This is a genomic window from Pseudomonas sp. R19M (genome assembly GCF_050312585.1).
GTDB classification, from domain to species: Bacteria; Pseudomonadota; Gammaproteobacteria; order Pseudomonadales; family Pseudomonadaceae; genus Aquipseudomonas; species Aquipseudomonas palleroniana.
This window is the reverse complement of record NZ_JBNPJV010000093.1, coordinates 22650-47535: the sequence shown is the minus strand read 5'-3', so window position 1 is coordinate 47535 and position 24886 is coordinate 22650. Positions and strand designations below refer to the sequence as shown.

Below are 24886 nucleotides of genomic sequence, written 5' to 3'. Positions count from 1 at the left end.
GTAATTTATGTGCAGCCTAAACCGAAAGGGAGTCATTGTCATGCACGCTTTGATCGTTGTTGCTCACCACGACCCGGCATCGCTCACCCACAGCCTGGCGGCGCAGGTCGCTGCTGGCCTCACTGCGTCCGGGCACAGCTATGAAATCGCTGACCTTGCGGGCGAAGGCTTCGATCCGCGCTATACCCTGGCCGATCACCGGGTGCATCGCGCCCGTGCCACCCCACCGGCTGACGTGCTTGCCGAACAGGCGCGTATCGACCGCGCGGATGCGTTGGTGCTGGTGTTTCCGATTTATTGGTGGTCGTTGCCGGCTTTGCTCAAGGGCTGGGTGGACCGCGTGTTCGTCAACGGTTGGGCGATCGATTACGGCCCGGATTTGCCGGTGGTGAAAAAGCTGCGCCATGTGCAGGTGCACTTGCTCGCAGTCGGTGCGGCGGATGAGGGGGCGTTTGAGCGGCACGGTTACGCCCAGGCCATGCGCACGCAAATCGACTACGGCATCTTTGATTACTGCGGGGCGCAGGTGGTGACATCGCAGCTGTTGCTGGAATCGGAAAGTGGCACTGCGCAGGCGCATTTGCAGACGGCGAAGGCCATCGGGCAGAGGGTGTTTGAGGACGAGCCGGTCGCCAGCTGATTCAGCCTTCGCGAAACAGGTCGTGGGCATCCAGCAAGCGGTAGGCAATTTCCGGGCGTTTCTCCATGCCGCGACGAATCGCCGCCGGGATCGCCTGCCGGGTCTTGCGACACATACCCGGCAGTTCATCGATGACGATCTGGATCCCGCGCATGCTCTTGACCTCGGTATGCCCCGGCGCGATATGCAGGCGGATGCCCAATAACTCGTACATCCGCTGTTGCATGTGTTCCAGGTCTTGCAGGCTCTTGAGGTCTTCGAGGCGTTCGATCAGGCGTTTCTCTTCCTGGCGCGTCAGATGCAGGATACGTAAGTCGGCACCGGGCACGTCCAGCAATTGTTCGCGATCGCAAACGCAGGCGCCGGGTGGGCAGGGTTGGCGAATTGTCATGTGCACGACCTCCCCATTCCGACGCCGCCGGCTTCAGTAGCTCAGCGTAACCCCAAGGCTACCCAGGGCCTTCCAGTATTCAGGATAGGTCTTGGCCACGCAGTCGGGGTCTTGGATGCGGATACCCGAGACTTTCAGCCCGGCCAGGGCAAAGCACATGGCGATGCGGTGGTCGGCGTGGGTGTCGATCAGCGCCGCGCATGCGGTGCCGGCGAGTGCCGGGTCGCTTGCCACCAACAGATCGTCGCCTTCGATGGTCGCCAGGCCCGGGCGGATTTCGTTGAGGCCGTCGTGCAGGGCCTGTACGCGGTCGCATTCTTTCACGCGCAGGTTGGCCAGTTCCGTGAAGCGGACCGGCGTGTTATTGAAGGCGGCGAGCACCGCCAGGGTCGGGATCGCGTCCTGCATCTGCGAGCCGACCACCTCGGCCTGCATGTTCGGGAATTGCGCGATCACGGCCTGGGCCTTGGCGTCCGGCTGGGTGAAGTCCTGCGCCGCCACGCCGATATCGATGCGACCACCGGTCAACACTTCAGCCGCCCACAGATAGGTGGCGGCGGAGGCGTCGGGTTCGATCAGGTAGTCATGCGCGGTATAGCCGGTCGGAGCCACGCGCCAGGTGCTGTCGTCGACTACCTCGACCTGCGCGCCGAAGGCCCGCATGCAGTCCAGGGTCAGGTCCACGTAGCCGCGGGCGCCGATGTCCTTGCCGGTCAACGCCACGTCAATCGGTGCTTCGCCGCAGGCCGCGAGCATCAGCAGGGCCGACACGTACTGGCTGGACAAACCGCCATCGATCTCGAAACGCTTGGCTTGCACCTTGCCCACGCCGTGCACCGTCACCGGCGGGCAGCCGGTGGGGCTGTCGACGCGGATACCGTTCTGGCCAAGGGTCGCCAGCAGCGGGCCGATCGGGCGTTTTTGCATATAGTCGTCGCCGGTCAGTACCACGGTGCCTTGCACGGTGGCCACGGCGGCGGTGAGAAAACGCATGGCGGTGCCGGCATTGCCGAGGAACAACGGTTGTGCAGGCAGTTGCAGTTTGCCCGTGCTGGTGACGACAAAGGTGGTGTCGTCCGGCTCATCGATGGTCACGCCCATCTGGCGCAGCGCCACCGACATATGGCGGGTGTCATCGCTCTTCAGCGCACCACTCAGGCGGCTGGTGCCCTTGGCCAGGGCCGCCAGCAACAGGGCGCGGTTGGTAATGGACTTGGAGCCGGGGGGCGCGACCTTGCCGTTCAGGGGGAAGTTGGGCGGTGTCACGGTCACGGTTTTCTGCGAACTCAAGGTACAAGGCTCCTGGTCAAGGCAAGGTGGCTGGCGCGGCCAACGGGCGGACCCGAATAATCGGGTATAGGCGCGGTGCTTGTCGAGCGGGGATCACCGCCGAGCGGCATTTTCCGCAGTGCGGTCGATGCTCGGGTGGTTCAGGCCGCTACCGGTCCCAGGACAAGAGCTGTAGGTGGATGACCCCTTGCAAGGTAGGCGTATACCCAAATCCGACGCAGGACAAATGCGTCTGCTCAATGGGACGTGCGTGCCATGTAACTTTTCCTACGCTGTGGCTCGGTGGACAAGCGCGGGTGGTGGGGTAAGTTCAGGTCGCTCCCCATCCCGGGGAGTTTTCAATCAAGGAGTGACTGAAATGAACAAACCCCAGACTCAACTCAAGCATGGTCGTGTCGTGACCCCGGCCAGCCGTGGCTCGGTCGCGGTGGAACGCGGGCTGCTGGGCAACTGGCAAGTCAACGAAATGGAAGGCGGCAAGAACTTCCCGGCACTCAACGCAGGGCCGTTTCCTGCGCCTTATCAAACCGATGACCAGAGTGTCACGCCACCTGCCGATGGGCATATCCTGAGCGGTGGCAAGACTGACGATCGCGACTGCCTCAACTTCACCGATGAAGAGATGAGCAAGAAGCTCAATACGCCGTTTACCTGGCCGTTGTTGAACGTCGAGGCCGGCCAGGTGTTCAAGGTGCAGTGGGAATACACCGCGCCCCACGTCACCCGGGGCTACCGCTGGCTTATCACGAAGGATGGCTGGGACCCGAAACAGCGCATCAGCCGCGCTCAGTTGGAAGCCAAGCCGTTTTTCGAGGATTTCTACACCCAAGTGCCGTACTACCAACATGCCGACGCGCTCAAAGCCAAGGTCGAGCATCAGGTGACGCTGCCCAAGGGCAAGAAGGGCCGGCACGTGGTGGTGCTGATGTGGATCGTGGCCAACACCGGCAATGCGTTCTACCAGGCGTTTGATCTGGACTTCAAATAAGCCGGCTTAACGCTTGGCCAACCAGTAATCATGTAGCGCCCGCGCAGCCGGTTCGATTTCGCTGACCCGCTGTTGATGGGCGCCTACATCCAGGTCTGCCGGCAACTCGAAGTTATCCTGCTCGGCGCACCAGGAGATCTTTTCCAGCGCCGCGGCTTCGGCAGCCGGCAACTCTGGCCAGTTGCCGATGGCCGCACCACGGATGTAACCAAAGCACCACTCTTCGGCGAGCGTGACGGCTTGGCCCTGATGGTCGGTGTCATCAAAACGTGCCTTGAACGCCTGGGCGTCGGTCGCCAACTGCGCCGCCAGTGTATTCATATGCCGTACGCACAGTTCCAGGAAGCGCTGGGCCTCGTCCACGCTTTCCCAGTCGGGATTTTGCCCACCCCAGATCGCCGGAAACCATTCGCCGACTTCCACCTGCGCGGGGCTGGAGACCAACGCCGTGAAATAGCCGTCGAGTTCGGCCAGGTTCAGCACCGAATGATCGTCGCCGTACTTGAGCAGGGTGTCTTCGAGAAATTCGAAATCGGCGGGGGCGAGGGGTTGGGCGTGCATGGGCATATCCTTTAAGCGTCGAGCGCTGCGGGTGGTCAGCTTAGAGCGCGAAGGATGGCGCTTAGGCCGGCTTTTTTCCAGTGTTTTCCCAGCGTTGGCACAGCTTGCTCACGCACACCGAGCCGATGACGGCCAGGATGATCGGCACCAGAAAGTCATGCTCGATACGGGTGAATTCCGCCACCAGCACAATGGCGGTCAACGGCATGCTCATGCTGGCCGCCAGGAAGGCCGCCGCGCCGATGATTGCAAAGGCACCCAGCGGTACGCCGGGGAGCACCAGGCTCCAGGCACCGCCCAGGATGATCGCCAGTAATGCGCCATTGGCCAGGCCGGGTGTCAGCAGGCCGCCCTCGGCGCCGGCGCGCAAGCTGGCAGCGGTGACCAGCACCTTGGCGACCAGCAACACGGCGGCCAGGCCAATGCCCAGTTCATTATCAAAGCCCAGTTGCGCCGGGCCTTTGCCGTTGCCGAGGATCTGCGGCAGCAGCATGGCCAACCCGCCAATCAGGCTGAAGTTGAGCAGCGCCAGCATCGGCAGGCGCCACCCGCGTGCCGCATGGGCCCTGGCGGCGCCGGTCAGTCGGGTAAAGCCGTAGGCGGCCACGCCGAACACCGGTCCGCACACCACGGCCCAGGCGATCAGCGCCGGGCTCAGCACAAAGTGCGGCACGACGTATTGCGCTTCCGCCCCCAGCCCGAGCCATGCCACCGCTGCGCCGATAGCCGACGTGGCCAACGCCATCAGTGCGGCCGGCCAGCTGAATGCGCCCACCAGCACTTCCAGCACAAACACCGCGCCGCCCAACGGTACGTTATACACCGCCGCCAGCCCGGCGCCCGCACCACAGGCGACGAGCAGCCGGTGCATCTCCGGCGTTAGTCGTGCGCGTTGGGACAGCCAGGTGGCGGCCAGCGCGCCAACCTCACGGGGCGCCACTTCACGGCCCAGGGGCGAGCCGAGCGCCACCGTGATGATCTGCAAGACGGCGTGGGCGAGGGTGGTCTTGGCCGGCATGATCGGCAGGCTTGCCGACACGGCCTGCTTGACGCTCACCAGCGGGCGGCCATAGCGATAGAGCGTCCACCAGCCCAGCCCGGCCACCAGCCCGCACACCATCAGCACGTGCAGGCGGCGTTCGGGTGTCGCGGCGGTCACGCCCCACAAAAAGGTTTGATGGCTGACCAGGCTGTCGAGGCTGTAGCCGTACGCCAGGTGTTGAATGCCGTGCAGCAACAGCGCCAGGCACATCCCGCCCAAACCCGCGCCGATACCGGTCAACACGACCACCAGGGCCAGCGTCAGCGACGAACGAAACGTGGGCGGCATAAGGTTGCTCCAGGCTAGGGCCCTGATGGTATAACCGATCAGTCGCGTCTGCTGGAGGAAATGTATCGGTACTGCATGCAGGGCGCGCCTGCAACATTGCATTACTTTGCCAGTCCCGTTTTTGGCCGATGCGCCGTCGCGCACCCTTGTTATAGTTCGAGCCTTATCACTCGCCAGTCAGGGATCACTGCCATGTCCGAATACCAAGCTTTCGTCGTCGAACTCACCGGCAACGTTGCCCATGTGCAGATCAACCGCCCGGAAAAGATCAACGCGATGAACGCGGCGTTCTGGACCGAAATCATCGACATCTTCCAATGGATCGAAGACACCGATGCCGTACGTGCGGTGGTGCTCAGCGGCGCAGGCAAGCATTTCTCGTCGGGCATCGACTTGATGATGCTCGCCTCGGTGGCCAACGAGTTCGGCAAGGATGTCGGGCGCAACGCACGCCTGCTGCGGCGCAAGATCCTCGAACTGCAAGCCTCGTTCAATGCCGTCGACAATTGCCGTAAACCGGTATTGGCGGCGATCCAGGGTTATTGCATCGGCGGTGCCATCGACCTGATCAGCGCCTGTGACATGCGCTATGCCGCCGAAGGGGCGCAGTTCTCGATCAAGGAAATCGACATCGGCATGGCCGCCGACGTCGGCACCTTGCAGCGCCTGCCGCGCATTATCGGTGACGGCATGCTGCGCGAGTTGGCCTACACCGGCCGCCAGTTCGGTGCCGAAGAAGCGCGTGACATCGGCCTGGTCAATCGTGTGTATGCCGACCCGGAAAGCCTGCTGGCCGGGGTGATGGAAATCGCCCATGAGATCGCCGCCAAGTCGCCGATTGCCGTGACCGGCACCAAGGCCATGATCAGCTACATGCGTGATCACACCATCAATGACGGTCTGGAATACGTTGCCACCTGGAACGCGGCTATGTTGCAATCCAACGACCTGCGCGTGGCCATTGCGGCCCACATGAGTAAGCAGAAACCCGAATTCGTGGATTGACTGACATGACCCCAGGCTGGATAACCACAACCCTGCTCGACAACGACACGCCAGGCGGCTGGGCCGTCGCCCGCAGCCGTGACGGCTTTTTGCATGACAGCAATGGCCCGCTGTTTCCCAGGGAGTGGCTCAAGCGCCAGGACCTGTCGGTGTTTGCCGAGCATGGCATCGGCCACCTCGACGGTGAACCGGTGTACTTGCTGGAGCTCAACTCGGCCGACCAGGTGCCGGGTTGCAGTTGGCAGGGGTTGCGCGGCTTTATGCTGCAAGGTGATCACACGCTGTACAAAGTGTTGGGCTACGCCGCGCAGATCGGCACCTGGGCGCGGGAGCACCGTTTTTGCGGCAGCTGCGGCCAGGCGATGGTTCAGGTTCCACGCGAGCGTGCGATGTATTGCCAGGCCTGCGACCTGCGCAGCTACCCACGGATCTCGCCGAGCATGATCGTGCTGGTGACCCGTGGCGACGAGATTCTACTGGCGCGTTCGCCGCGCTTTGTCACGGGCGTCTACAGCACCCTGGCCGGGTTTGCCGAGCCGGGCGAGTCGGCCGAAGACTGCCTGATCCGCGAGGTGCGCGAAGAGGTGCAGGTGGAGGTCAAGAACATCCAGTACATGGGCAGCCAATGCTGGCCGTTCCCGCATTCGATGATGCTGGGGTTCCATGCCGAATACGCCGGGGGCGATATCGTGCCCCAGGCCGACGAAATCGAAGATGCGCAGTGGTTCAACATCCACGAGCTACCGCCGTTGCCGGCCTCACGCTCGATTGCGCGTTACCTGATTGACCTCTACCTGGCGCGTCGTCTAGGCCACGCTGAACCAGTGCTGCCAGGCTAGGCGTACCGTCAGGCCGAGCACCACAGTGATAAACACCGGCCGAATGAATTTGGCGCCGCCGCTGATCGCGCTGCGCGCGCCAAAGAACGCGCCGCACATCACCGAAAGGCCCATGGCCAGGCCGACGATCCAGTCCACCGAGCCATTGATGATAAACACCGTCAGCGCCGCCGCGTTGCTCACGAAGTTCATGCTGCGCGCCACGCCGCTGGCCTTCACCAGGTCGATCGGGTGCAGCAGCATGGTGCTCACCGTCCAGAACGCACCGGTGCCGGGGCCGGCCACGCCGTCGTAGAAGCCCAGGCCAAAACCTTGGGTGGCTTGCCATTTCTTCTTGATCGGTGCATCGGCATCCAGCGGTGCCTTGGGTGTGCCGCCGAACAGCAGGTACACGCCACAGGCGAACACGATCACCGGGAGCATTTTGTTCAGGGTTTCGGCAGGCAGGTAGTGGGCGACCACGGCACCGGTCAGCGCGCCGACCAGCGTACCGATGATGGCGTGCACCCACTGGCGCGGGTTGAACAGCTTGCGTCGATAGAAGGTGAAGCTTGCCGTGGCGGAGCCGAACGTCGAGCTGAGTTTGTTGGTGCCCAACACCAGGTGCGGCGGCATGCCGGCGGTAAGCAGGGCCGGCGTGGTGAGCAACCCGCCGCCGCCGGCGATGGCGTCGATGAAACCGGCAATGAAGGCTACGACGGCGAGAATGGCTAGGGTGGTGAGGTCAACGCTGAGTTCGAAGGGCATGGGCAGGGCTTATTATTGGCAGGGCGCTAAGCGAGAGGCGGTCATCTTACCCGTGTGATGCACCCAGATCCAAATGTGGGAGGGAGCAAGCCCCTCCCACTTTTTCCAGCGTGATCAGCTGTGGCGTTTGTCGAGCCATTCCAGCGCGGTGCGCCACACGCAGATCCCGAGGAAATAAGCCGACATCAGCGACCACAACCCGAACGTCCACGGGTTGGTATTCGGGTAATCCACCACCATCAGAAAGCTGCACAACAGCCAGATCGTGGTCACCGCGATATTCAGCGGCATGAAACGCTTCACTCGAAACGGATGCAGAAACTTCATCGGCGTCACGGTCAGCAGCGCCAGGCCAATCACCGTCAACAAGGTGACCCAGGCTTCGGGCTGGATGATATATACGCACAACGCCACCACGTTCCACGCGGCCGGGAAGCCGACGAAGTAGTTGTCCTTGCTCTTCATGTTCACATTGCAGAAGCAGAACAGCGACGACACCAGGATCACCGACACCGTAAACAGATGGGTAAAGTCCGGCAGGTCGATATAGCGGTAGATAAACAAGGCCGGAATGAACACATAGGTCAGGTAATCAATCACCAGGTCCAGCACCGAGCCATCAAAGCTGGGCAACACCGTGCTCACATTGACCCGTCGCGCCAGCGAGCCGTCGACGCCATCGACCACCAGCGCCAGGCCCAGCCACAACAGGCAAGCCTTGGGCGAGTTTTCCAGCAGTGCCAGGGTCGCCAGGAACGCCAGCACCACACCGGTGGCGGTAAAGCCGTGGGCGCCCCAGGCTTTGAGTCTGGCTACATGCAGGGTCGATATCACGGGCGGATCTCCAAAAGGTGAAACAGGGCAGCCGACGACGTAACGCCGTCGAGTCTGGCCAGGGAATGCAGTTATCGACCGGGAAGGGGGGGATAAGGTTCACCACCCCGGCGTATCCCTTAGCGTAGCAAGCGTAAGACGTTTCGGCATCAGCCCTGACGGAACACCAGGGCCTTTAAACCGCTTTGAGGGTCGACGTCGGGGAATTCCGGCGGGTTTGCCAGGCGTTCCACAAAGCGCAGGCCCGGCGCTTCGCGAGTTACGCCATCAATCAAGAAGTCTTCGCCGAAGGCCGGGTCGTTCATGCAGGCCAGCACCGTGCCCTGTGCTGTAAGCAGATCCGGCAGGCGGCGCAACACGCGCTGATAGTCCTTGGTCAATAAAAAGCTGCCTTTCTGGAACGACGGTGGGTCAATGATCACCAGGTCGTAGGGACCGCCGTTGATGACCTTGGCCCAGGATTTGAACAGGTCGTGGCCCAGAAACGTGACTTTGCTCAGGTCATGTCCATTCAGGCGATGGTTGTCGCGGCCACGGCTGAGGGCGCCACGGGCCATGTCCAGGTTCACCACATGTTCGGCGCCGCCTTCGATCGCCGCCACCGAGAACCCGCAGGTATAGGCAAACAGATTGAGTACCCGCTGGCCTGTGGCCTGTTCGCGTACCCAATTGCGGCCGTAGCGCATATCGAGGAACAGCCCGCTGTTCTGTTTTTTACCCAGGTCGATCAGGTAGCGCAGGCCACCTTCGGTAATCGTCAGCTCATCTACCGCGTCGCCCACCAGCCATTCGGTGGTGCTTTGCGGCAGATAACGGTGTTGCAGGGCGACGGTGTAAGCACCCAAGTGCGTCTGCAGCAACTGTTTCAAGGCTTCCAGCTGGGCAGGCTCCGGCTCCTTGAACAACGCGACCAGCACCACGCCTTGCAACCAGTCCACGGTCAGTTGCTCCAGGCCCGGCCAGCAGCGGCCACGGCCGTGAAACAGGCGGCGGGTCTCCGCCGGTGGGCTGGCCAGGGCGGTGAGCAGGTGAGCGTGCAGGGTGGCGAGTGCGTCTGGGGTCATCGTCGAGCGTCGGTCATTGAGCGGGCGGCATTTTAAACACAGTTGGGTGGTTTCGGGGGGCTTGAGCACGATGTGCTGGTAAAAAGCCGATTGGCAGTGATTCATGCTCAAACCGCTGCAAACCGCGCCTGATAACAGGCAAAAAATCCTCAAGCACCCACATAAACTGGAAAAAAAGCCCGGAGGTGCTCATGAACGGTTTCGCAAGTGCAGTCAATCACACGGCGTTGGATCAGCAAGAGCTGGACGAATGGCGTGACGCCCTGGCTTCACTGGCCTCCCACGCCGGGCCTGCGCGGGCGCGGCAGATCCTCGACCTGCTCGCCCGCGAGGGCAGTGCGCCGCACATCGACTGGAAGCCGCGCCACGGCACGCCGTATATCAACAGCATCAGCGTCGAGCAGCAGCCGGCCTTTCCCGGCGACCTGGCCACCGAAGAGCGCCTGGCCTCGTGGGTGCGCTGGAATGCATTGGCCATGGTGGTGCGGGCCAACCAGGCCTACGGTGAACTGGGTGGCCATATCGCCAGCTACGCCAGTGCCGCGGATTTGTTCGAAGTGGGCTTCAATCACTTTTTTCGGGCCCGCAACGAGCATTTTGGCGGTGACCTGGTGTTCTACCAGCCGCACTCGGCGCCAGGCATCTATGCCCGGGCCTTCCTTGAGGGGCGCTTGAGCGAGAACGACCTGGCGCACTATCGCCAGGAGCTGGGCGGCGCAAAATCCGGCGCACGCGGCCTTTGCAGCTATCCGCACCCTTGGTTGATGCCGGACTTCTGGCAGTTCCCCACCGGCTCCATGGGCATCGGCCCCATCAGTTCGATTTTCCAGGCGTGTTTCATGCGCTACCTGCAGCACCGCGGCCTGCAGGACACCACCGACCGCCACGTGTGGGGCGTGTTCGGTGACGGCGAAATGGACGAGCCGGAAAGCATGTCGGCGCTGACCCTGGCCGCCCGTGAAGGGCTGGACAACCTGACCTGGGTCGTCAACTGCAACCTGCAGCGCCTCGACGGCCCGGTGCGGGGCAACGGGCGGATCATCGACGAACTGGAGGCGTTGTTCGCCGGCGCCGGCTGGAACGTGATCAAGCTGGTGTGGGGCTCGGACTGGGACGCTTTGCTCGCCCAAGACACCGACGGCTCGCTGGTCGACACCTTGTCGAATACCGTCGACGGCCAATTTCAGACGTTCGCCGCCAAGGACGGTGCCTACAACCGCGAACACTTCTTCGGCCAAAGCGCGGCCATGGCCAAGCGGGTCGAAGGCATGAGCGATGAGCAGATCGACGGCCTCAAGCGGGGTGGCCACGATATGCTCAAGATCCACGCGGCCTACCACGCCGCGCGCCGGGTCAAAGGCAAGCCCACGGTGATCCTGGCCCAGACCAAAAAGGGCTTTGGCATGGGTGAGGCCGGGCAGGGCAAGATGACCACTCACCAGCAGAAAAAGCTTGATCGTGAGGCATTGATCGCCTTTCGTGACCGCTTTCGCTTGCCGTTGACGGATGAGCAGACCGAATCCCTGAGCTTCTATAAACCTGGCGACGACAGCCTGGAAATGCGCTACCTGCACCAGCGCCGCGCAGCCTTGGGCGGTTATGTGCCGAGCCGTGCCCAGCAGGCAGCGCCGGTCAGCGTGCCGCCGCTGACGGGTTACGCCGGCTTCGCCACCGGCGCCGACGGTAAGGAAATGTCCACGACCATGGCCTTTGTGCGCATGCTCACCAACCTGCTCAAGGACAAGGCGCTCGGCCCGCGCATCGTGCCCATCGTGGCGGACGAGGCGCGTACCTTCGGCATGGCCAATCTGTTCAAGCAGATCGGTATTTATTCCAGCGTCGGCCAGCGTTACGAGCCCGAAGACATCGGGTCGATCCTCAGCTACCGCGAAGCCACCGACGGGCAAATCCTTGAAGAAGGCATCAGCGAAGCCAGCGCCATCAGCTCCTGGGTCGCGGCGGCCACCAGCTATTCGGTGCACGGTCTGCGCATGCTGCCGTTCTACATCTATTACTCGATGTTCGGCTTCCAGCGCGTCGGCGACCTGATCTGGGCCGCCGCCGATCAACGCGCCCGGGGCTTCCTGCTGGGGGCTACCGCCGGGCGCACCACCCTGGGGGGCGAAGGCTTGCAGCATCAGGACGGCAGCAGCCACCTCACGGCGGCCACCGTGCCCAATTGTCGCGCCTACGATCCGGCGTTTGCCGGCGAGTTCGCAGTGATCCTCGACCACGGCATGCGGCAAATGCTCGAGCAGGATGTGGATGAGTTCTACTACGTGACCCTGATGAACGAAAGCTACCCTCAGCCCAGCCTGCCGGTGGGCGTGCAAGCGGCGATCATCAAGGGTATGTATCGCCTGGAAGGCGCTGCCGAGGCACAAGTGCGCCTGCTCGGGGCCGGTACGCTGGTGCGCGAGGTCCAGGCTGCGGCACAACTGCTGGCGGACGATTGGCAGGTGGCGAGCGAAGTGTTCAGCGTGACCAGTTTCAGCGAGCTGGCCCGGGATGCACGGGAGGTGGAACGGTGGAATCGCTTGCATCCGCAGGGCGTCAAGCGGGTCAGTCACCTGGCTGAATGCTTGCCCAAAGGCGTGCCGGTGATCGCGGTCTCCGACTATGTACGGGCCGTGCCGCAGATGGTGGGCTCGTATCTGGACTCCAGCTACACCGTGCTCGGCACCGACGGCTTTGGGCGCAGTGATACACGGGCGGCGCTACGGGATTTCTTTGAGGTGGACCGCCATCACCTCGTGCTGGCGGCGCTGACGGCGTTGGTGGAGCAGGGCAGTTTGGAGCGCGAAGTGTGCCGGCAGGCGATTGAGCGATATGGCTTGCAGGCGGAGCGTGACCCGTCCTGGATCGCCTGAACCACAGAGATCAAATGTGGGAGGGAGCAAGTCGAATCGTCGCACCGCCCCTCGCACATTTTATTTGTGTTGCGGGTCAGACTGTGGCGATCAACGCCGGCTCGAATGCGTCCTGCAGAAATCGTGGCGCGATATACCGCTCGTAATGCGCTTCGGACAGCAGGAAAAACTCCCGATCAATCGCATCCCGCAGATCGGCCAGGCTGCGCTCACGAAACTCCGGCAGCAACGCCAGGCCATAGGCCTCCAACTTGGAAATCACCCGCGCACCCCGGGCAATCAGCTGGTACGCCCAGCAATAGGGGGACTGGTGCGGCACGAAGCGGATCTTGCGGGTTTCCAGTTGCTGACGCAGAACAGACGCGTCAAATACCTCCAGCTTGCTGGCCATTACCTGCACCAACAGTTGCTCCAGGCGCAGCCAGACTGCCTGCTTCTCCTCGGCGTTGTAGCCGTTCCACTGGATCACTTCATGGTGATAACGCTTGCAGCCCCGGCAGACCAGGTCCCCGTAAACGGTGGAGCAGAGGCCGACGCAGGGCGTCTTGATGGTTTGATTGGGCATCCGTCTTGATCAATCCCAGCTCAGCGCGCCGCCGGTCTGGTACTCGATCACCCGAGTCTCGAAGAAATTCTTCTCTTTCTTCAAGTCCATGATCTCGCTCATCCACGGGAACGGGTTGGTGGTGCCTGGGTACTCTTCCTTAAGACCAATCTGCGACAAACGACGGTTAGCGATGAACTTCAAATAGTCTTCCATCATCGCCGCGTTCATGCCCAGCACGCCGCGAGGCATGGTGTCGCGAGCGTATTCGATCTCCAGTTGCGTCCCTTGCAGGATCATCTGGGTCGCTTCTTCCTTCATCTCGGCATCCCACAGGTGCGGGTTTTCGATTTTGATCTGGTTGATCACGTCGATACCGAAGTTCAGGTGCATCGACTCATCGCGCAGGATGTACTGGAACTGCTCGGCGACGCCGGTCATTTTGTTGCGGCGGCCCATGGACAGGATCTGGGTGAAGCCGCAGTAGAAGAAGATGCCTTCCAGCACGCAATAGTAGGCGACCAGGTTGCGCAGCAGTTCCTTGTCGGTCTCGACGGTGCCGGTTTCGAACTTCGGATCGGAGATCGAACGGGTGTATTTCAGGCCCCAGGCGGCTTTTTTGGCGACCGATGGGATCTCGTGGTACATGTTGAAGATCTCGCCTTCATCCATGGCCAGCGATTCGATGCAGTACTGGTAGGCGTGGGTGTGGATCGCTTCTTCGAAGGCCTGGCGCAGGATGTACTGGCGGCACTCCGGGTTGGTGATCAGGCGGTACACGGCCAGCACCAGGTTGTTGGCGACCAGCGAGTCGGCGGTGGAGAAGAAGCCGAGGTTGCGCATGACGATGCGGCGTTCGTCGTCGGTCAGGCCCTCGGGGTTTTTCCACAGGGCGATGTCGGCGGTCATGTTGACCTCTTGCGGCATCCAGTGGTTGGCGCAGCCGTCGAGGTATTTCTGCCAGGCCCAGTCGTACTTGAAAGGCACGAGCTGGTTGAGGTCGGCGCGGCAGTTGATCATGCGTTTTTCGTCAACGGCGACGCGGGCAGAGGCGCCTTCGAGTTCGGCGAGGCCTTCGGCGATGTCGAGTTTGTCGAGGGCGGCCTTGGCGCGCACGATGGCGGCGGAGTCACTGGCGGTGACGGCGCGGGCTTCAACCGCGGCGGCAGCGCCGGCGCCGTCGAGGCGGTCCATGTTGGCTTCGGTGGCGTGGCCGGCGTTGGCGCCCCTGATCACCGCTGCACCGGTGTCTTCGTTGTCGACTTCATCCCAACTCAGCATTGAAATTCTCCTTCCTGGTGCTCGAAAAAATAGGGGGTTGCAGGCTTCATGGCATTGAAATACTGCGCAGAGTGTGGTGGGGAAATTCCAATTCTGCACACTATATAGTGGTCTGTTCTGTTTGTGGGCACACTATATGGTGTGTGGCAGTCGGGGTCAACGCGCAGGAATGCGCGCAGGGGTCGCAGGGCTATGAGAAAAACTCACACCCCCATGACTTTTAATGGTTACGGCCGCTTCGAAGCTCAATGCTAAAAATTCGCCAACAAGCTCCCCATAACAACAATGAGCGTTTGCGAAAATGAAAGCACTTGATCTGTACATCGGCGAAGGCTTCGAAGGCCCAGGCGTCAATGCTGCCCATATCAACATTCTCATCGGCCCACGCAATGGCCCGGCCGGCCAGGCGTTCGCCAACAGCCTCGCGTCGCCAAGCCAGGGCCATTGCCCGTTCATGGTGATCGCCCAGCCGAACATCCCGGTCAAACCCATGACCCTCTACGTCAACAAAGCCGCCATCGGCAGCGACCTGCACGGCAATGCCACCTGGGGCGCGTCCCAGGCCGGGATCGCCAAAGCGGTGCTTGAAGCGTTGCTGGACGGCACCTTGCCGGCCGAGGCCGAAGACGAATGGGCGATTGTCACCGCCAACTGGGTCAACCCGGCCTGCGATGATCTGGACGCCGTCTACCTGAACAACTACAACGCCTGTCGCACCGCGATCCGCGCCGCCCTGAATGGCACGCCGTACACCGCGCAGTTGGCCGATGTGGTCAATCACATCAGCAATCCTTTCTACACGCCGAAAGCCTGAGGAGACTGCCATGCAATACATCCGTTTGGGCAACTCCGGCCTGCAAGTCTCACGCCTGTGCCTGGGCACCATGAACATGGGCACCCCGGACTGGAAACCGTGGATTTTCGACGAAAAGCAAAGCGAGCCGATCGTCGCCCATGCCCTGGCCAACGGCGTCAACTTCATTGACCTGGCCGACTTCTACTCCGCCGGTGTCGGCGAAGAAGTGGTGGGGCGCATCCTCAAGCGCGTGGCGCGACGTGACGAGATCGTGGTCACCACCAAGGTCGGCTACGGCACCCGCAGCGGTATCAACGCCAGTGGCCACTCGCGCAAGCACATCATGGACAGCATCGACGCGTCGCTGAGCCGTCTGGGCATGGATTACGTCGATGTGTTCATGCTGCATTACTTTGACGTGAACACCCCGGTGGAAGAGACGATGTGTGCGCTCAACGACATCGTGCGCTCCGGCAAGGCCCGCTACATTGGCGTGTCGACCATGCTCACGGGGCAGCTTGCCAAAATACTGATGGCCTGCGAGCGCAACGGTTGGGTCAAACCGATCAACATGCAGTTGCAACTGAACTGCGCCTACCGCGAAGAAGAGCGCGAGATGATCCCGTTCTGTCGAGACCAGGGCCTGGGCGTCTCGGTGTTCAGCCCGCTGGCGCGTGGTTTGCTCACGGGTGAGGTGCAATCGACGCGCAACCAGACCGATTTCTTTACCCAGCAGATGTACAGCGACCAGGCCTCGTTCGATATCGCCCATTCGGTACAGCGTGTGGCCCGTGCCCGTGGCGTGTCCAACGCGCAGATCGCCCAGGCGTGGGTCGCCAACCATCCTGGCGTCGACGTCATGCTGGTCGGCGCCGATACCACCGCGCAATTCGACAGTGCGCTGGCGGCCCTCGACACCCGCCTGGATGCCGAAGAGCTGCACGAACTGGAGCGCAACTACACCCCGTGCGATGTGATCAACGACTACACCGCCGGCAAGCGCATCCTGCGTGAGGCCCGCCCGGGCCTGGACCGTTTCAACCTGACCGAGGCCGTGGCATGAACCCGCTGATCCGTACTGGCAACTACATCGATGGCCAATGGTCCAGCGGTGGCCCCACCTATCCGGTACTCAACCCGGCCAATGGCGCGCTGATCGTTGATGTGCAGCGCGCCGCCGCTGAAGAAACCCAGCTGGCCATCGATGCTGCCCACCGTGCCTTGCCGGCCTGGCGCAAGCTCACCGCCAAGGAGCGCAGCCAGCGCCTCAAGCGCTGGAGCGAGCTGATGCTGGGCAACCAGAAAGACCTGGCTCAGCTGCTCAGCCTGGAACAGGGCAAACCCCTGGCCGAAGCCATGGGCGAAGTGGTCTATGCGGCAAGCTTTCTGGAGTGGTTCGCCGAAGAAGCCAAGCGCGCCTATGGCGATGTGATCCCGACCCACAAGGCTGATGCACGCATCATCGTGACCAAGGAAGCGATTGGTGTCGTGGCTGCGATCACGCCGTGGAATTTTCCCCTGGCGATGGTCACCCGCAAAGTCGGCCCGGCACTGGCGGCCGGTTGCACGATGATCCTCAAACCGTCGGAAGAAACGCCGTTGTCGGCTTTTGCCTTGGCGGTGCTGGCCGAGCAGGCGGGTATTCCAGCCGGTGTATTCAACATCGTTTCGGGTGACGCCGTCGCCATTGGTGGTGCGCTGCAAGCGTCTGGCGTTGTGCGCAAGCTGTCGTTCACCGGGTCCACTCGCACCGGCAAACTGCTGATGCGCCAGGCCGCCGACACGCTGAAAAAAGTCTCGCTGGAACTGGGCGGCAATGCGCCGTTTATCGTGTTCGACGATGCTGACCTGGACGCCGCCGTCAAAGGTGCCATGGCCTCCAAGTTCCGTAACACCGGGCAGACCTGCGTGTGCGTCAACCGCTTCTATATCCAGGACGGCGTGTACGAGGCCTTTACCCGTAAATTGGCCGAAGCGGTCAGCGCCATGCGTGTGGGCAGTGCGTTGGACGGCGACACCGAGCAAGGCCCGCTGATCAACGCAGCCGCTTTGGCCAAGGTCGAAGCCCATGTGGGCGACGCGTTGGAGAAGGGCGCCAAACTGCTCTGCGGCGGCCGTCGCCATGCACTGGGCGGCACCTTCTTTGAGCCGACGATTCTCACTGAAGCCAACGGCGACATGTTGATCGCCCAGGAAGAAACCTTCGGCCCCGTGGCGGCGTGCTTTCGTTTCACGGACGAAACCGAGGTGCTGCAACGGGCCAATGACACGCCGTTCGGCTTGTCCGCCTACTTCTACAGCCGCGATATCGGCCGCGTCTGGCGCATGGCCGAGGGCTTGGAGGCGGGCATGGTCGGCATCAACGAAGGGATCATTTCCACTGAAGTCGCGCCGTTTGGCGGTATCAAGGAGTCGGGGCTCGGCCGTGAGGGTTCCAAGTACGGCCTGGAGGATTATCTGGAGATCAAATACCTGTTGATGGGAGGCCTGTAGCCTCTGATTTGAACCGGTGCCCGCAGGGGCACCGGCTGTTACTCCGTCAAAAACAACAATATGGAGAACACCATGACTGTACAACCCGTCAAAATCGACGATCTGCCGATCGGTCGGTTTCACCTCAAGATTGCCGGCCTGACCTTCGGCGCGCATTTCACCGACGGCTATATTCTTGGCCTGATCGGTATCGCTTTCACCTTGCTCAGCCCACAAATGCAACTCGACGCCTTCTGGCAAGGCTTGATCGGTGCTTCGGCCCTGATCGGTCTGTTTTTGGGCAGCCTGTTTTTCGGCTGGATCTCCGACACCCTCGGCCGGCAGAAAATCTTCCTGGTCAGCTTCGTACTGATCACCGTAGCGTCGGTGATGCAGTTCTTTGTTGAAACGGCCATGAGCCTGTTGCTGTGTCGTATCTTGATCGGCATCGGCCTGGGCGGCGATTTCAGCGTGGGCCACGCCATGCTTGCCGAGTTCTCACCGAAGAAACACCGCGGTGTGCTGCTCGGCTCGTTCAGTGTGATCTGGACCTTCGGCTATGTGGCCGCGACCTTTGTCGGCACCGCCATGCTCAGCCTCGGCGACGACGCCTGGCGCTGGATGCTGGCGTCTTCGGCGATCCCCGCCGGGTTGATCCTGCTTGCCCGCATCGGCACCCCGGAATCGCCGCGCTGGCTGGTCAATCGTGGGCGCATCGCCGAAGCCCGCGCCATTGTCAAAAAACACCTGGGCGAGCACGTGCTGCTGGATGAAGAACCGTCCGCGCAGACCCGCTCCGGCTATGGCGTGCTGTTCAGCCCTGAGTACCGCAAGCGCACGGCCTTCAACTGCCTGTTCTTCGTGTGCATCGTGATGCCGTACTTTGCGATCTACACGTTCTTGCCATCGATCCTGCAGAAGATGGGGTTGTCCCAAGGGTTCGGCACTGAGTTGCTGCTCAACTTGTTGCTGATTGTCGGCGCGCTGCTCGGTATCTGGTGCACGGTGAAGTTCTCGCGCCGTGGCTTTTTGATCAACTCGTTCATCATCCTCGCGGCGGCACTATTCCTGCTGGCGGTATTGCCGGGTAGCCTGGCGTGGTTGATGGTGCTGACGTTTGGCGTGTTTACGCTGGTGTTGTCGGCGGTCAGCAATCTGGTGGGTGTGTTTCCGGCGGAAAGCTTTCCCACCGAGGTACGTGCCAGCGGCATCGGTCTGGCGACTGCGGTCAGCCGTTTGGGCTCGGCGATCAGTACGTTCCTGTTGCCGGTCAGCGTGGCCGGGATCGGCTTGAGCCCGACCATGGGCATTCTGGCGGCGATCCTGGTGTTCGGCGCAATCATTTCCTGGGCCTGGGCCCCGGAAACCAAAGCGCTGACGCTGAGCCAGGCGTGCAAGGCGCAGAGCCCGGTCGATCAGCACGCGGTGGTCGGCGTGAAAAGGGCGAATGCTGTCAGGGTGTAGGTGTATCCGGGGTGGGTGAGTGCCTGTCAGGGATTGCTCACACGCCCCAACCACTCAGTAAACAGACCAACCTTGGATAACCCCTGCTTGTCCGCTGCCACATCCAGCCAATAGCCATACGGCCCGATCACCTCCACCGGGGTGATCGGCAGCAAACTGCCGTTGGCCAGTTCGCGCTCGATCATTTGCCGGTCGATCACCGCCAGCCCACCGCCGGCCAGGGCGGTGTGGATCACTTGGTCCAGGGTGCTGAATTCCAGGCCCCGGCCCGCATCGATATCGTCTCGGCCCACCGCCGCCAGCCAGTTTTCCCAGACTTTCAAACGCTTGCCGTCGTGCAGGATATGCAGCAGCGGGAAGCGTCGCAGGTCGGGCGGTTGGCCGTCGATAAACAGCTCCGGGCTGGCTACGGCGATATGGCGCTCCATCACCAATAACTCACTGTGCCAATGCGGGTCTGCGTCCAGACCAAAGCGAATGCGGCAGTCGATCTCGGCCAGGCTCTCCTGATGGCTCTGGTGGGTGACGCTGAGGTTGATATCCGGATAGTGCTCACAGATCCCGCGCAAGCGCGCCGACAGCCAGCGTGTGGCCCAGGTCGGTGGTGCAACGACACGCAGGCGCTGGCGCAGGTTGGGTACGCGCACGGCCTGCAGGGCGCGTTCGATATGGTCGAAGGCGTCGCTCAAATGCGGTGAGAGGGCGAAGCCGGCCTCGGTCAGGGACAGGCCCTGGGGCGTGCGGACGAACAGGGCTACGCCCAGGTAGTCTTCCAGCTGCTTGATCTGGCGGCTGACTGCGCCTTGGGTGACATTGAGGCCCACGGCGGCCTGGCTGAAGCTGCGGTGGCGAGCGACTTCTTCGAAGACGCGGAGCATGTTGAGGGCAGGGAGGTGGCGCATGGTTCGGGTTCCACACATAGTTTTTATAGTGTTTTCACTGGCCTCATCGCAGGCAAGCCAGCTCCCACATTTTTGACCGCGCCGCCGATCAAATGTGGGAGGGGGCTTGCCCCCGATGGCGTCAGTGCTGACGCCGCCTATTAGAAGTAGTAACCGATGTTCATGTACAGCTGATTTTCCCACTGGTTACTGCCCCCGGCACCCAGGCTCTGGGTGTAGCTGCTGCCGCCGATGTAGGGGTCGTTCTTGCCGATCAACCACTCCGTGGCGATCCACAACTTGCTGAACGAGAATGAGGTACCGAGGATCACTCGTTGCGAGGTCTTGAAGGCATCGTCGGACTTGTCGAAAGCGCTGTAGTTGGAGTACAGCTTCACGCCGCTGATCTGGTCGAACAGGTATTTACCGGCCACGTCATAACTCAGGTCCGCCACATACAGATTGCCGCGGCTGGCGACGTTGAAGGTGCCGTCATAACCGCCCAGTGTGACCACGCCATTGGTGCCCTCGTTGCGCGGTGACATCTGTTGGCGCGCCGCCTGCAATTGCAGGCCCCATGGACCGTTTTTGCCCAGGTAGTGGATGGCTACGGCGTTGCGTCGGCCGTCACTGTCGGTGTCCTTGTTTTCCAGGGTCGAGGTCAGGCCCGACAGGCCGACTTCGGATTTCCAGCCGCCCAGGTCCATGGCTTTGGCGACGCGCACCACCACGGTGTTGCGCTCCTGGTTATTGCTGCCGTCGGCGACATAGCTGTCGGCTTCGGAGATCACACTGGAATAGGTCACGCCCTTGCTGGTGCCTTTGCCTTGCCACGCCGGGCGCAGGTAATAACCGGCCTGGACGTTCCAGTCGCCACTTTGCTGGATGTACTTGGTGCCGACCTGTTGCACATCTTCCAGGCCGATCACGTTGCCCAGGGTTTCATAGAAGGTACTGCCGAAATACGGCTGCAGGCCGAACGGCACGGTGTTCAAGCCCACTTGCACTTGCTGGTCCGGGTTGAACTTGTAGCCTACCCAGGCGAATTTGGCGAACTGGATGTCGCCGTAATTCTTGGTGTACTGGTAAGGGTAAGAGCGCCCATAAAATCGGTACTGTGCCTCACCAATCCAGGTGTCGGAGTTGTACTTGGCGCTGAGAAACACGGTGTCGAGCCCGAACTTTTGAATATCGCGGTCCGGATCATAGTCCCAGCGCGCACGCACGGCGCCGCCAAGGTCGAGGTTGTCGGTGACCTGATAGGCCATGGCCGGTGCCGCCAGGGCGCCGAGTACCGGGATGAGGGTGAAGTAGCGTGTCGTTGGTCGCATGGTTTTACTCTCGTTTTTAGTTTTTTTTGGGGCAACAGCAGCCCGTTGCCGCAGCGCATGCTGCGACGCAGGGAAAAGGCTTGGACTCAGTGCGCGTTGGGGTGGATCAGCCTCAAGGGCGGCCCGGCGGCGGGTAACTCGCAGGCGCCGGGTGCCGCCGCGAGAAGGGCCTGGGTGTAGCTGTTCCGTGGCCTGAGCAAGACCTGTTCGGCGCTGCCGTATTCCACCACTTCGCCTTGCCGCATCACCGCAATGTGGTCGCTGATCTGCGCCGCCACGCGCAGGTCGTGGGTGATAAACAGGATGCTCAGGTTCAATTGCTTCTGCAGTTCGGCCAGCAACTCCAGCACTTGCTTTTGCACCGACACATCCAGTGCCGACACACTTTCGTCGGCGATCAGCACTTCCGGGCGCATGGCCAGGGCCCGGGCGATGCCGATGCGTTGGCGCTGGCCCCCGGAAAACTGCCGGGGCTTGCGCTTGAGGGCGTCACGCTTGAGGCCGACCTGTTCGAGCAAGTCACCGGCTTCGGCCCAGGCATCTTTGGCGGACAACCCTCGCAGTTGCGCGGCGCGGGCAATAATGTCGCCCACCCGGTGGCGCGGGTTGAGCGAGCCGTACGGGTCCTGGAAAATCATCTGGATGCGGCGCCGATTGGCCGCCAGGGCCGAGCCGCGCAAGGCCAGGAAGTCGCTATCGCCGACCCACACATGCCCACTGTCGCTGTCTACCAGGCGGATTGCCGCCTTGACCAGGGTGCTTTTGCCTGAGCCGGACTCACCGACGATCGCCAGTGTCTTGCCCCGTGGCAGGTTCAGCGACACATTGCGCAGCGCCGCCACTGAGCTGCCGCCGACGTTATAGGTTTTGGTCAGGCGCTCGATACGCAGCGCCATTTCGCCGTCGGCACAAGGTGTGCGCAGTTCGGGATGCAGCGCCGGTACCGCGGCAATCAGCTTGCGTGTATAGGCGTGGGCGGGGGCATTCAACACCTGGTCCCGTTCGCCGATTTCCACCAGACGGCCACCTTCCATGACGGCGATGCGATCGGCAATCTGCGCGACGACCCCGAAGTCGTGGGTAATAAACAGAATGCCGTGTTGGCCGCGCCCTCGCAGGTCGCGCACCAATTTCAACACCTGGGCCTGGGTGGTCACGTCGAGGGCCGTGGTCGGTTCGTCAGCGATCAACAAGTCCGGGTTCATTGCCAGGGCCATGGCGATCACGACCCGTTGGCATTGGCCGCCGGACAGCTGGTGGGGGAAACTGTTGGCGATGCGCGGCGGGTCGGGCAGTTGGGTGGATTCGAGCAGCGCGAGCATGCGTTCCTGGCGTTCGCGCTGAGGCATCTGTGGCGCATGGATATCAAAGATTTCCTCGACTTGTTTGCCGATGCGAATCGCGGGGTTCAACGCAGCCATGGGTTCCTGGAAAATCATCGCGATGCGGTTACCGCGCAGTGCGCGCAAACGGCTTTCATCCAGGCTGCAGATGTCGTCACCGAGAAAGTCGATCACCCCACCGGCATGCCGCAGACCCTTGGCGTAGTCGCCCATGATCGCCGCCGACAGGACCGACTTGCCTGAACCGGACTCGCCTATTACGCAGAGAATTTCGCCCTTGCGCACCTCCAGGCTGATGCCGTGCACGGCGTGGCGGCGGTCGGCGCCGGTGGGCAGTTCAATCGTGAGGTCCTGCACACGCAATACGGGTTCTGGGTTCATGTTCAACTCCTTGCGCCTTGCTGGGCGTGTTCATCCAGGCCGTCCGCGAGCAGGCTCAGGCCCAGCATCAGCGTGGAGATGGCGATGCACGGAAAGATCACCAGATGCGGAAAGGCGATGGCCATGGCGCGGCCGTCGTTGATCATGCCGCCCCAGTCCGGGGTCGGCGGCGGCAGGCCGAGGCCGAGAAAACCCAAGGCGCCGATCATGATCGCGGTGTAGCCGATGCGCAGGCAGAAATCGACTATCAAGGGCCCGCCGCAATTGGGCAGGATCTCCACCAACATGATGCGCAATGAACCTTCGCCTTGGGTGATGGCGCTGAGTACGTAGTCGCGCGAACGAATGTCGATGGTCAATGCGCGCATGATCCGGAAGATTGCCGGGGCACTGGTGAAGGTCACCGCAATCAGGATGTTCACGGCCGAGGCGCCGAGTGCGATGATGATTACGATGTACAACACCAGCACCGGGAACGACAGCACGGTGTCGGCCACATACGACAGCACCGCGTCGACCCAGCCATTGAAATAACCGGCACACAGGCCCATGGCAATGCCGACGGCGAACGCGGTGAGGGTGGCGAGGATCGACCAGAACAGCACCGTGCGCGTGCCCCAGATCAACCGCGAGAGAATGTCTCGGCCGATCATGTCGGTGCCCAGCAGAAAGCTCTGGCCGTTGTCGCCGGCTGTCATTGGCGTGAGCAGTGGCGTGAAGCTTTCCAGCGGATCATGCGGCGCGAGCCACGGCGCCAGCAACGCGGTCACCACCCAACTGCCGACCAGCAGCAGGCCGAGCAACGCCAAGGGGTGCTTGAAGGCTTGAAGACGGTTCATCGGGTACCTCCCCCGAGACTGCGCAGGGTGATGCGCGGGTTGAGCCAGGTGTAGGCCAGGTCCGAGAAGATCTTGGTGATGCCCACGACCACCGCACTGACCATCGCGCAGGCTTCGATCAGGTACACGTCATGGTTCAGCGATGCGGTGTAGAGCAGCGAGCCGAAGCCCTTGTAGGCGAAGAACACCTCGACCACGATGACGTTGGACAGCAGCCACGGGATGTACAACATGATCACGGTGATGGGGGCGATCAGCACATTACGCAGGGCATGGCGCATCACGATGCGTGCGGTCGAGGCGCCTTTGAGGCGCGCCGTGCGGATGTACGGTGACTGCATCACTTCGACCATCGACGCCCGGGTAATGCGCGCCAGGTAGCCGATGCCGAACAGGCACAGCACCATCAACGGCAGGACCAGTTGCACCGCGCTGAAGCCCTCGCTCATGCTGCTGACGCCGGGCAGCCAGTTGAGCCAGAACACAAAGAGTGCCGAGACGAACACCGCGCTGGCGAAGTCGGGAATCGACGTGGTGACGATCGACAGGAACGACACCAACCGGTCAAGCAGCGAGCCCTGGCGAATGCCGGCCAGCACGCCCAGGGTCAGCGCCACGGGCACCATCACCAGCAGGGCCAGCCCGGCGAGGGTCAGGGTCTGCGCCAGGTTGGGCAGCAACAGTTTGATCACCGACTCACGAAAGTACACCGAGGTGCCCCAGTCGCCGCTGACAAAATCCTTGAGCCACAGCAGGTAGCGCCACACAAAGGGTTGGTTGTAGCCGTGTTCCACCAGCCACGCCGTGCGTTGGTCGGCGGCGGAGTAGGGGCCGAGGACGTTGATTGCGACGTCTTCGATGTTCAGTTCCAGGGCCAGGAACACGATCAGTGACACCGATAGCAGGGTTGCCACCAACGCCAATAATTTACGCAACAGAAAATGAGCCATGGGCGCATGCTCCGACGGATGATGGGAGGTCTGCCCGCCTGTGCG

Annotated in this window: 23 protein-coding genes; 9 read left to right on the top strand and 14 right to left on the bottom strand. The window is 62.1% G+C overall.

All coding sequences use genetic code 11. The annotated features are described in order from the left end of the window. Positions 1-40: 40 nt before the first annotated feature. A complete protein-coding gene (locus tag ACQRBT_RS23785) occupies positions 41-640 on the top strand; it encodes an NAD(P)H-dependent oxidoreductase (protein WP_161550216.1) in 600 nt (199 codons plus the stop codon). A gap of 1 nt (position 641) precedes the next feature. Here the strand turns inward: ACQRBT_RS23785 and ACQRBT_RS23780 are convergent, their stop codons facing one another. Both ACQRBT_RS23780 and aroA read right to left on the bottom strand, forming a co-directional pair. Further along, the gene (locus tag ACQRBT_RS23780) at positions 642-1031 is read right to left on the bottom strand and encodes a hypothetical protein (RefSeq protein WP_060757024.1); all 390 of its coding nucleotides are present in this window, start codon (positions 1029-1031) and stop codon (positions 642-644) included. A 33-nt stretch (positions 1032-1064) separates the two neighbouring features. Continuing rightward, on the bottom strand, positions 1065-2321 hold the full coding sequence (gene aroA / locus ACQRBT_RS23775; protein WP_412046846.1) for a 3-phosphoshikimate 1-carboxyvinyltransferase: 1257 nt from the start codon (positions 2319-2321) through the stop codon (positions 1065-1067). Positions 2322-2679: 358 nt separating this feature from the next. On the opposite strand from aroA, the gene ACQRBT_RS23770 reads away from it, so the two are divergent. After that, a complete protein-coding gene (locus ACQRBT_RS23770; RefSeq protein WP_060757022.1) occupies positions 2680-3309 on the top strand; it encodes a lytic polysaccharide monooxygenase auxiliary activity family 9 protein in 630 nt (209 codons plus the stop codon). A gap of 6 nt (positions 3310-3315) precedes the next feature. Here the strand turns inward: ACQRBT_RS23770 and ACQRBT_RS23765 are convergent, their stop codons facing one another. Both ACQRBT_RS23765 and ACQRBT_RS23760 read right to left on the bottom strand, forming a co-directional pair. Then, the gene (locus ACQRBT_RS23765; protein ID WP_104993518.1) at positions 3316-3870 is read right to left on the bottom strand and encodes a UPF0149 family protein; all 555 of its coding nucleotides are present in this window, start codon (positions 3868-3870) and stop codon (positions 3316-3318) included. 61 nt (positions 3871-3931) lie between these two features. Next, positions 3932-5200 (bottom strand): chloride channel protein, encoded by a 1269-nt coding sequence (locus ACQRBT_RS23760; RefSeq protein WP_412046847.1) that lies wholly within the window; start codon positions 5198-5200, stop codon positions 3932-3934. Positions 5201-5392: 192 nt separating this feature from the next. On the opposite strand from ACQRBT_RS23760, the gene ACQRBT_RS23755 reads away from it, so the two are divergent. Both ACQRBT_RS23755 and nudC read left to right on the top strand, forming a co-directional pair. Continuing rightward, positions 5393-6205, top strand: a complete 813-nt coding sequence (locus tag ACQRBT_RS23755) for a crotonase/enoyl-CoA hydratase family protein (RefSeq protein ID WP_060757019.1) — start codon at positions 5393-5395, stop codon at positions 6203-6205. A gap of 5 nt (positions 6206-6210) precedes the next feature. Beyond that, a complete protein-coding gene (gene nudC, locus ACQRBT_RS23750) occupies positions 6211-7044 on the top strand; it encodes an NAD(+) diphosphatase (protein ID WP_411983929.1) in 834 nt (277 codons plus the stop codon). On the opposite strand, the gene ACQRBT_RS23745 is transcribed toward nudC, so the two are convergent. From ACQRBT_RS23745 to ACQRBT_RS23735, 3 genes are all read right to left on the bottom strand, one after another. Beyond that, the gene (locus tag ACQRBT_RS23745; protein WP_060757017.1) at positions 7012-7791 is read right to left on the bottom strand and encodes a TSUP family transporter; all 780 of its coding nucleotides are present in this window, start codon (positions 7789-7791) and stop codon (positions 7012-7014) included. The two genes, nudC and ACQRBT_RS23745, sit on opposite strands and share 33 nt — an antisense overlap. A 114-nt stretch (positions 7792-7905) precedes the next feature. Continuing rightward, entirely contained in the window at positions 7906-8625 is a 720-nt protein-coding gene (gene pcsA, locus ACQRBT_RS23740; protein ID WP_060757016.1) for a phosphatidylcholine synthase, read from the bottom strand. A gap of 149 nt (positions 8626-8774) precedes the next feature. Next, positions 8775-9689, bottom strand: coding sequence for a class I SAM-dependent methyltransferase (locus ACQRBT_RS23735; RefSeq protein ID WP_411984401.1), 915 nt, complete (start codon positions 9687-9689; stop codon positions 8775-8777). A gap of 191 nt (positions 9690-9880) precedes the next feature. Between ACQRBT_RS23735 and mdeB the strand changes: the two genes are divergently transcribed. Continuing rightward, positions 9881-12559, top strand: a complete 2679-nt coding sequence (gene mdeB / locus ACQRBT_RS23730; RefSeq protein ID WP_412046848.1) for an alpha-ketoglutarate dehydrogenase — start codon at positions 9881-9883, stop codon at positions 12557-12559. Positions 12560-12635: 76 nt separating this feature from the next. Here the strand turns inward: mdeB and ACQRBT_RS23725 are convergent, their stop codons facing one another. Continuing rightward, positions 12636-13124 carry a DUF1289 domain-containing protein gene (locus ACQRBT_RS23725; protein ID WP_090371333.1) on the bottom strand — a complete coding sequence of 163 codons (489 nt, stop codon included), beginning with the start codon at positions 13122-13124 and terminating at the stop codon, positions 12636-12638. 9 nt (positions 13125-13133) lie between these two features. After that, on the bottom strand, positions 13134-14384 hold the full coding sequence (locus tag ACQRBT_RS23720) for a ribonucleotide-diphosphate reductase subunit beta (RefSeq protein WP_205343706.1): 1251 nt from the start codon (positions 14382-14384) through the stop codon (positions 13134-13136). A gap of 301 nt (positions 14385-14685) precedes the next feature. On the opposite strand from ACQRBT_RS23720, the gene fae reads away from it, so the two are divergent. The 4 genes from fae to ACQRBT_RS23700 all read left to right on the top strand — a co-directional run bounded on the left by fae (position 14686) and on the right by ACQRBT_RS23700 (position 19116). Beyond that, complete coding sequence (gene fae, locus ACQRBT_RS23715; protein WP_060752763.1) at positions 14686-15198, top strand: formaldehyde-activating enzyme; 513 nt, start codon at positions 14686-14688, stop codon at positions 15196-15198. A gap of 10 nt (positions 15199-15208) precedes the next feature. Then, positions 15209-16243: an aldo/keto reductase gene (locus ACQRBT_RS23710; RefSeq protein WP_060752764.1), complete on the top strand. Its 1035-nt coding sequence runs from the start codon at positions 15209-15211 to the stop codon at positions 16241-16243. Next, on the top strand, positions 16240-17673 hold the full coding sequence (locus ACQRBT_RS23705; RefSeq protein ID WP_244383672.1) for an NAD-dependent succinate-semialdehyde dehydrogenase: 1434 nt from the start codon (positions 16240-16242) through the stop codon (positions 17671-17673). Before ACQRBT_RS23710 ends, ACQRBT_RS23705 begins: the two co-directional genes overlap by 4 nt. Before the next feature lie 72 nt (positions 17674-17745). After that, entirely contained in the window at positions 17746-19116 is a 1371-nt protein-coding gene (locus ACQRBT_RS23700; protein WP_244383671.1) for an MFS transporter, read from the top strand. A gap of 26 nt (positions 19117-19142) precedes the next feature. Here the strand turns inward: ACQRBT_RS23700 and ACQRBT_RS23695 are convergent, their stop codons facing one another. The 5 genes from ACQRBT_RS23695 to ACQRBT_RS23675 form a co-directional block, all read right to left on the bottom strand. Continuing rightward, positions 19143-20018, bottom strand: coding sequence for a LysR substrate-binding domain-containing protein (locus ACQRBT_RS23695; RefSeq protein ID WP_412046849.1), 876 nt, complete (start codon positions 20016-20018; stop codon positions 19143-19145). Between the two features lie 140 nt (positions 20019-20158). Continuing rightward, complete coding sequence (locus ACQRBT_RS23690; protein ID WP_412046850.1) at positions 20159-21328, bottom strand: hypothetical protein; 1170 nt, start codon at positions 21326-21328, stop codon at positions 20159-20161. Between the two features lie 86 nt (positions 21329-21414). Beyond that, on the bottom strand, positions 21415-23052 hold the full coding sequence (locus ACQRBT_RS23685; protein ID WP_412046851.1) for a dipeptide ABC transporter ATP-binding protein: 1638 nt from the start codon (positions 23050-23052) through the stop codon (positions 21415-21417). Positions 23053-23054: 2 nt separating this feature from the next. Next, complete coding sequence (locus ACQRBT_RS23680) at positions 23055-23891, bottom strand: ABC transporter permease (protein ID WP_060752770.1); 837 nt, start codon at positions 23889-23891, stop codon at positions 23055-23057. Then, complete coding sequence (locus ACQRBT_RS23675) at positions 23888-24841, bottom strand: ABC transporter permease (RefSeq protein ID WP_060752771.1); 954 nt, start codon at positions 24839-24841, stop codon at positions 23888-23890. Before ACQRBT_RS23675 ends, ACQRBT_RS23680 begins: the two co-directional genes overlap by 4 nt. Positions 24842-24886 lie beyond the last annotated feature (45 nt).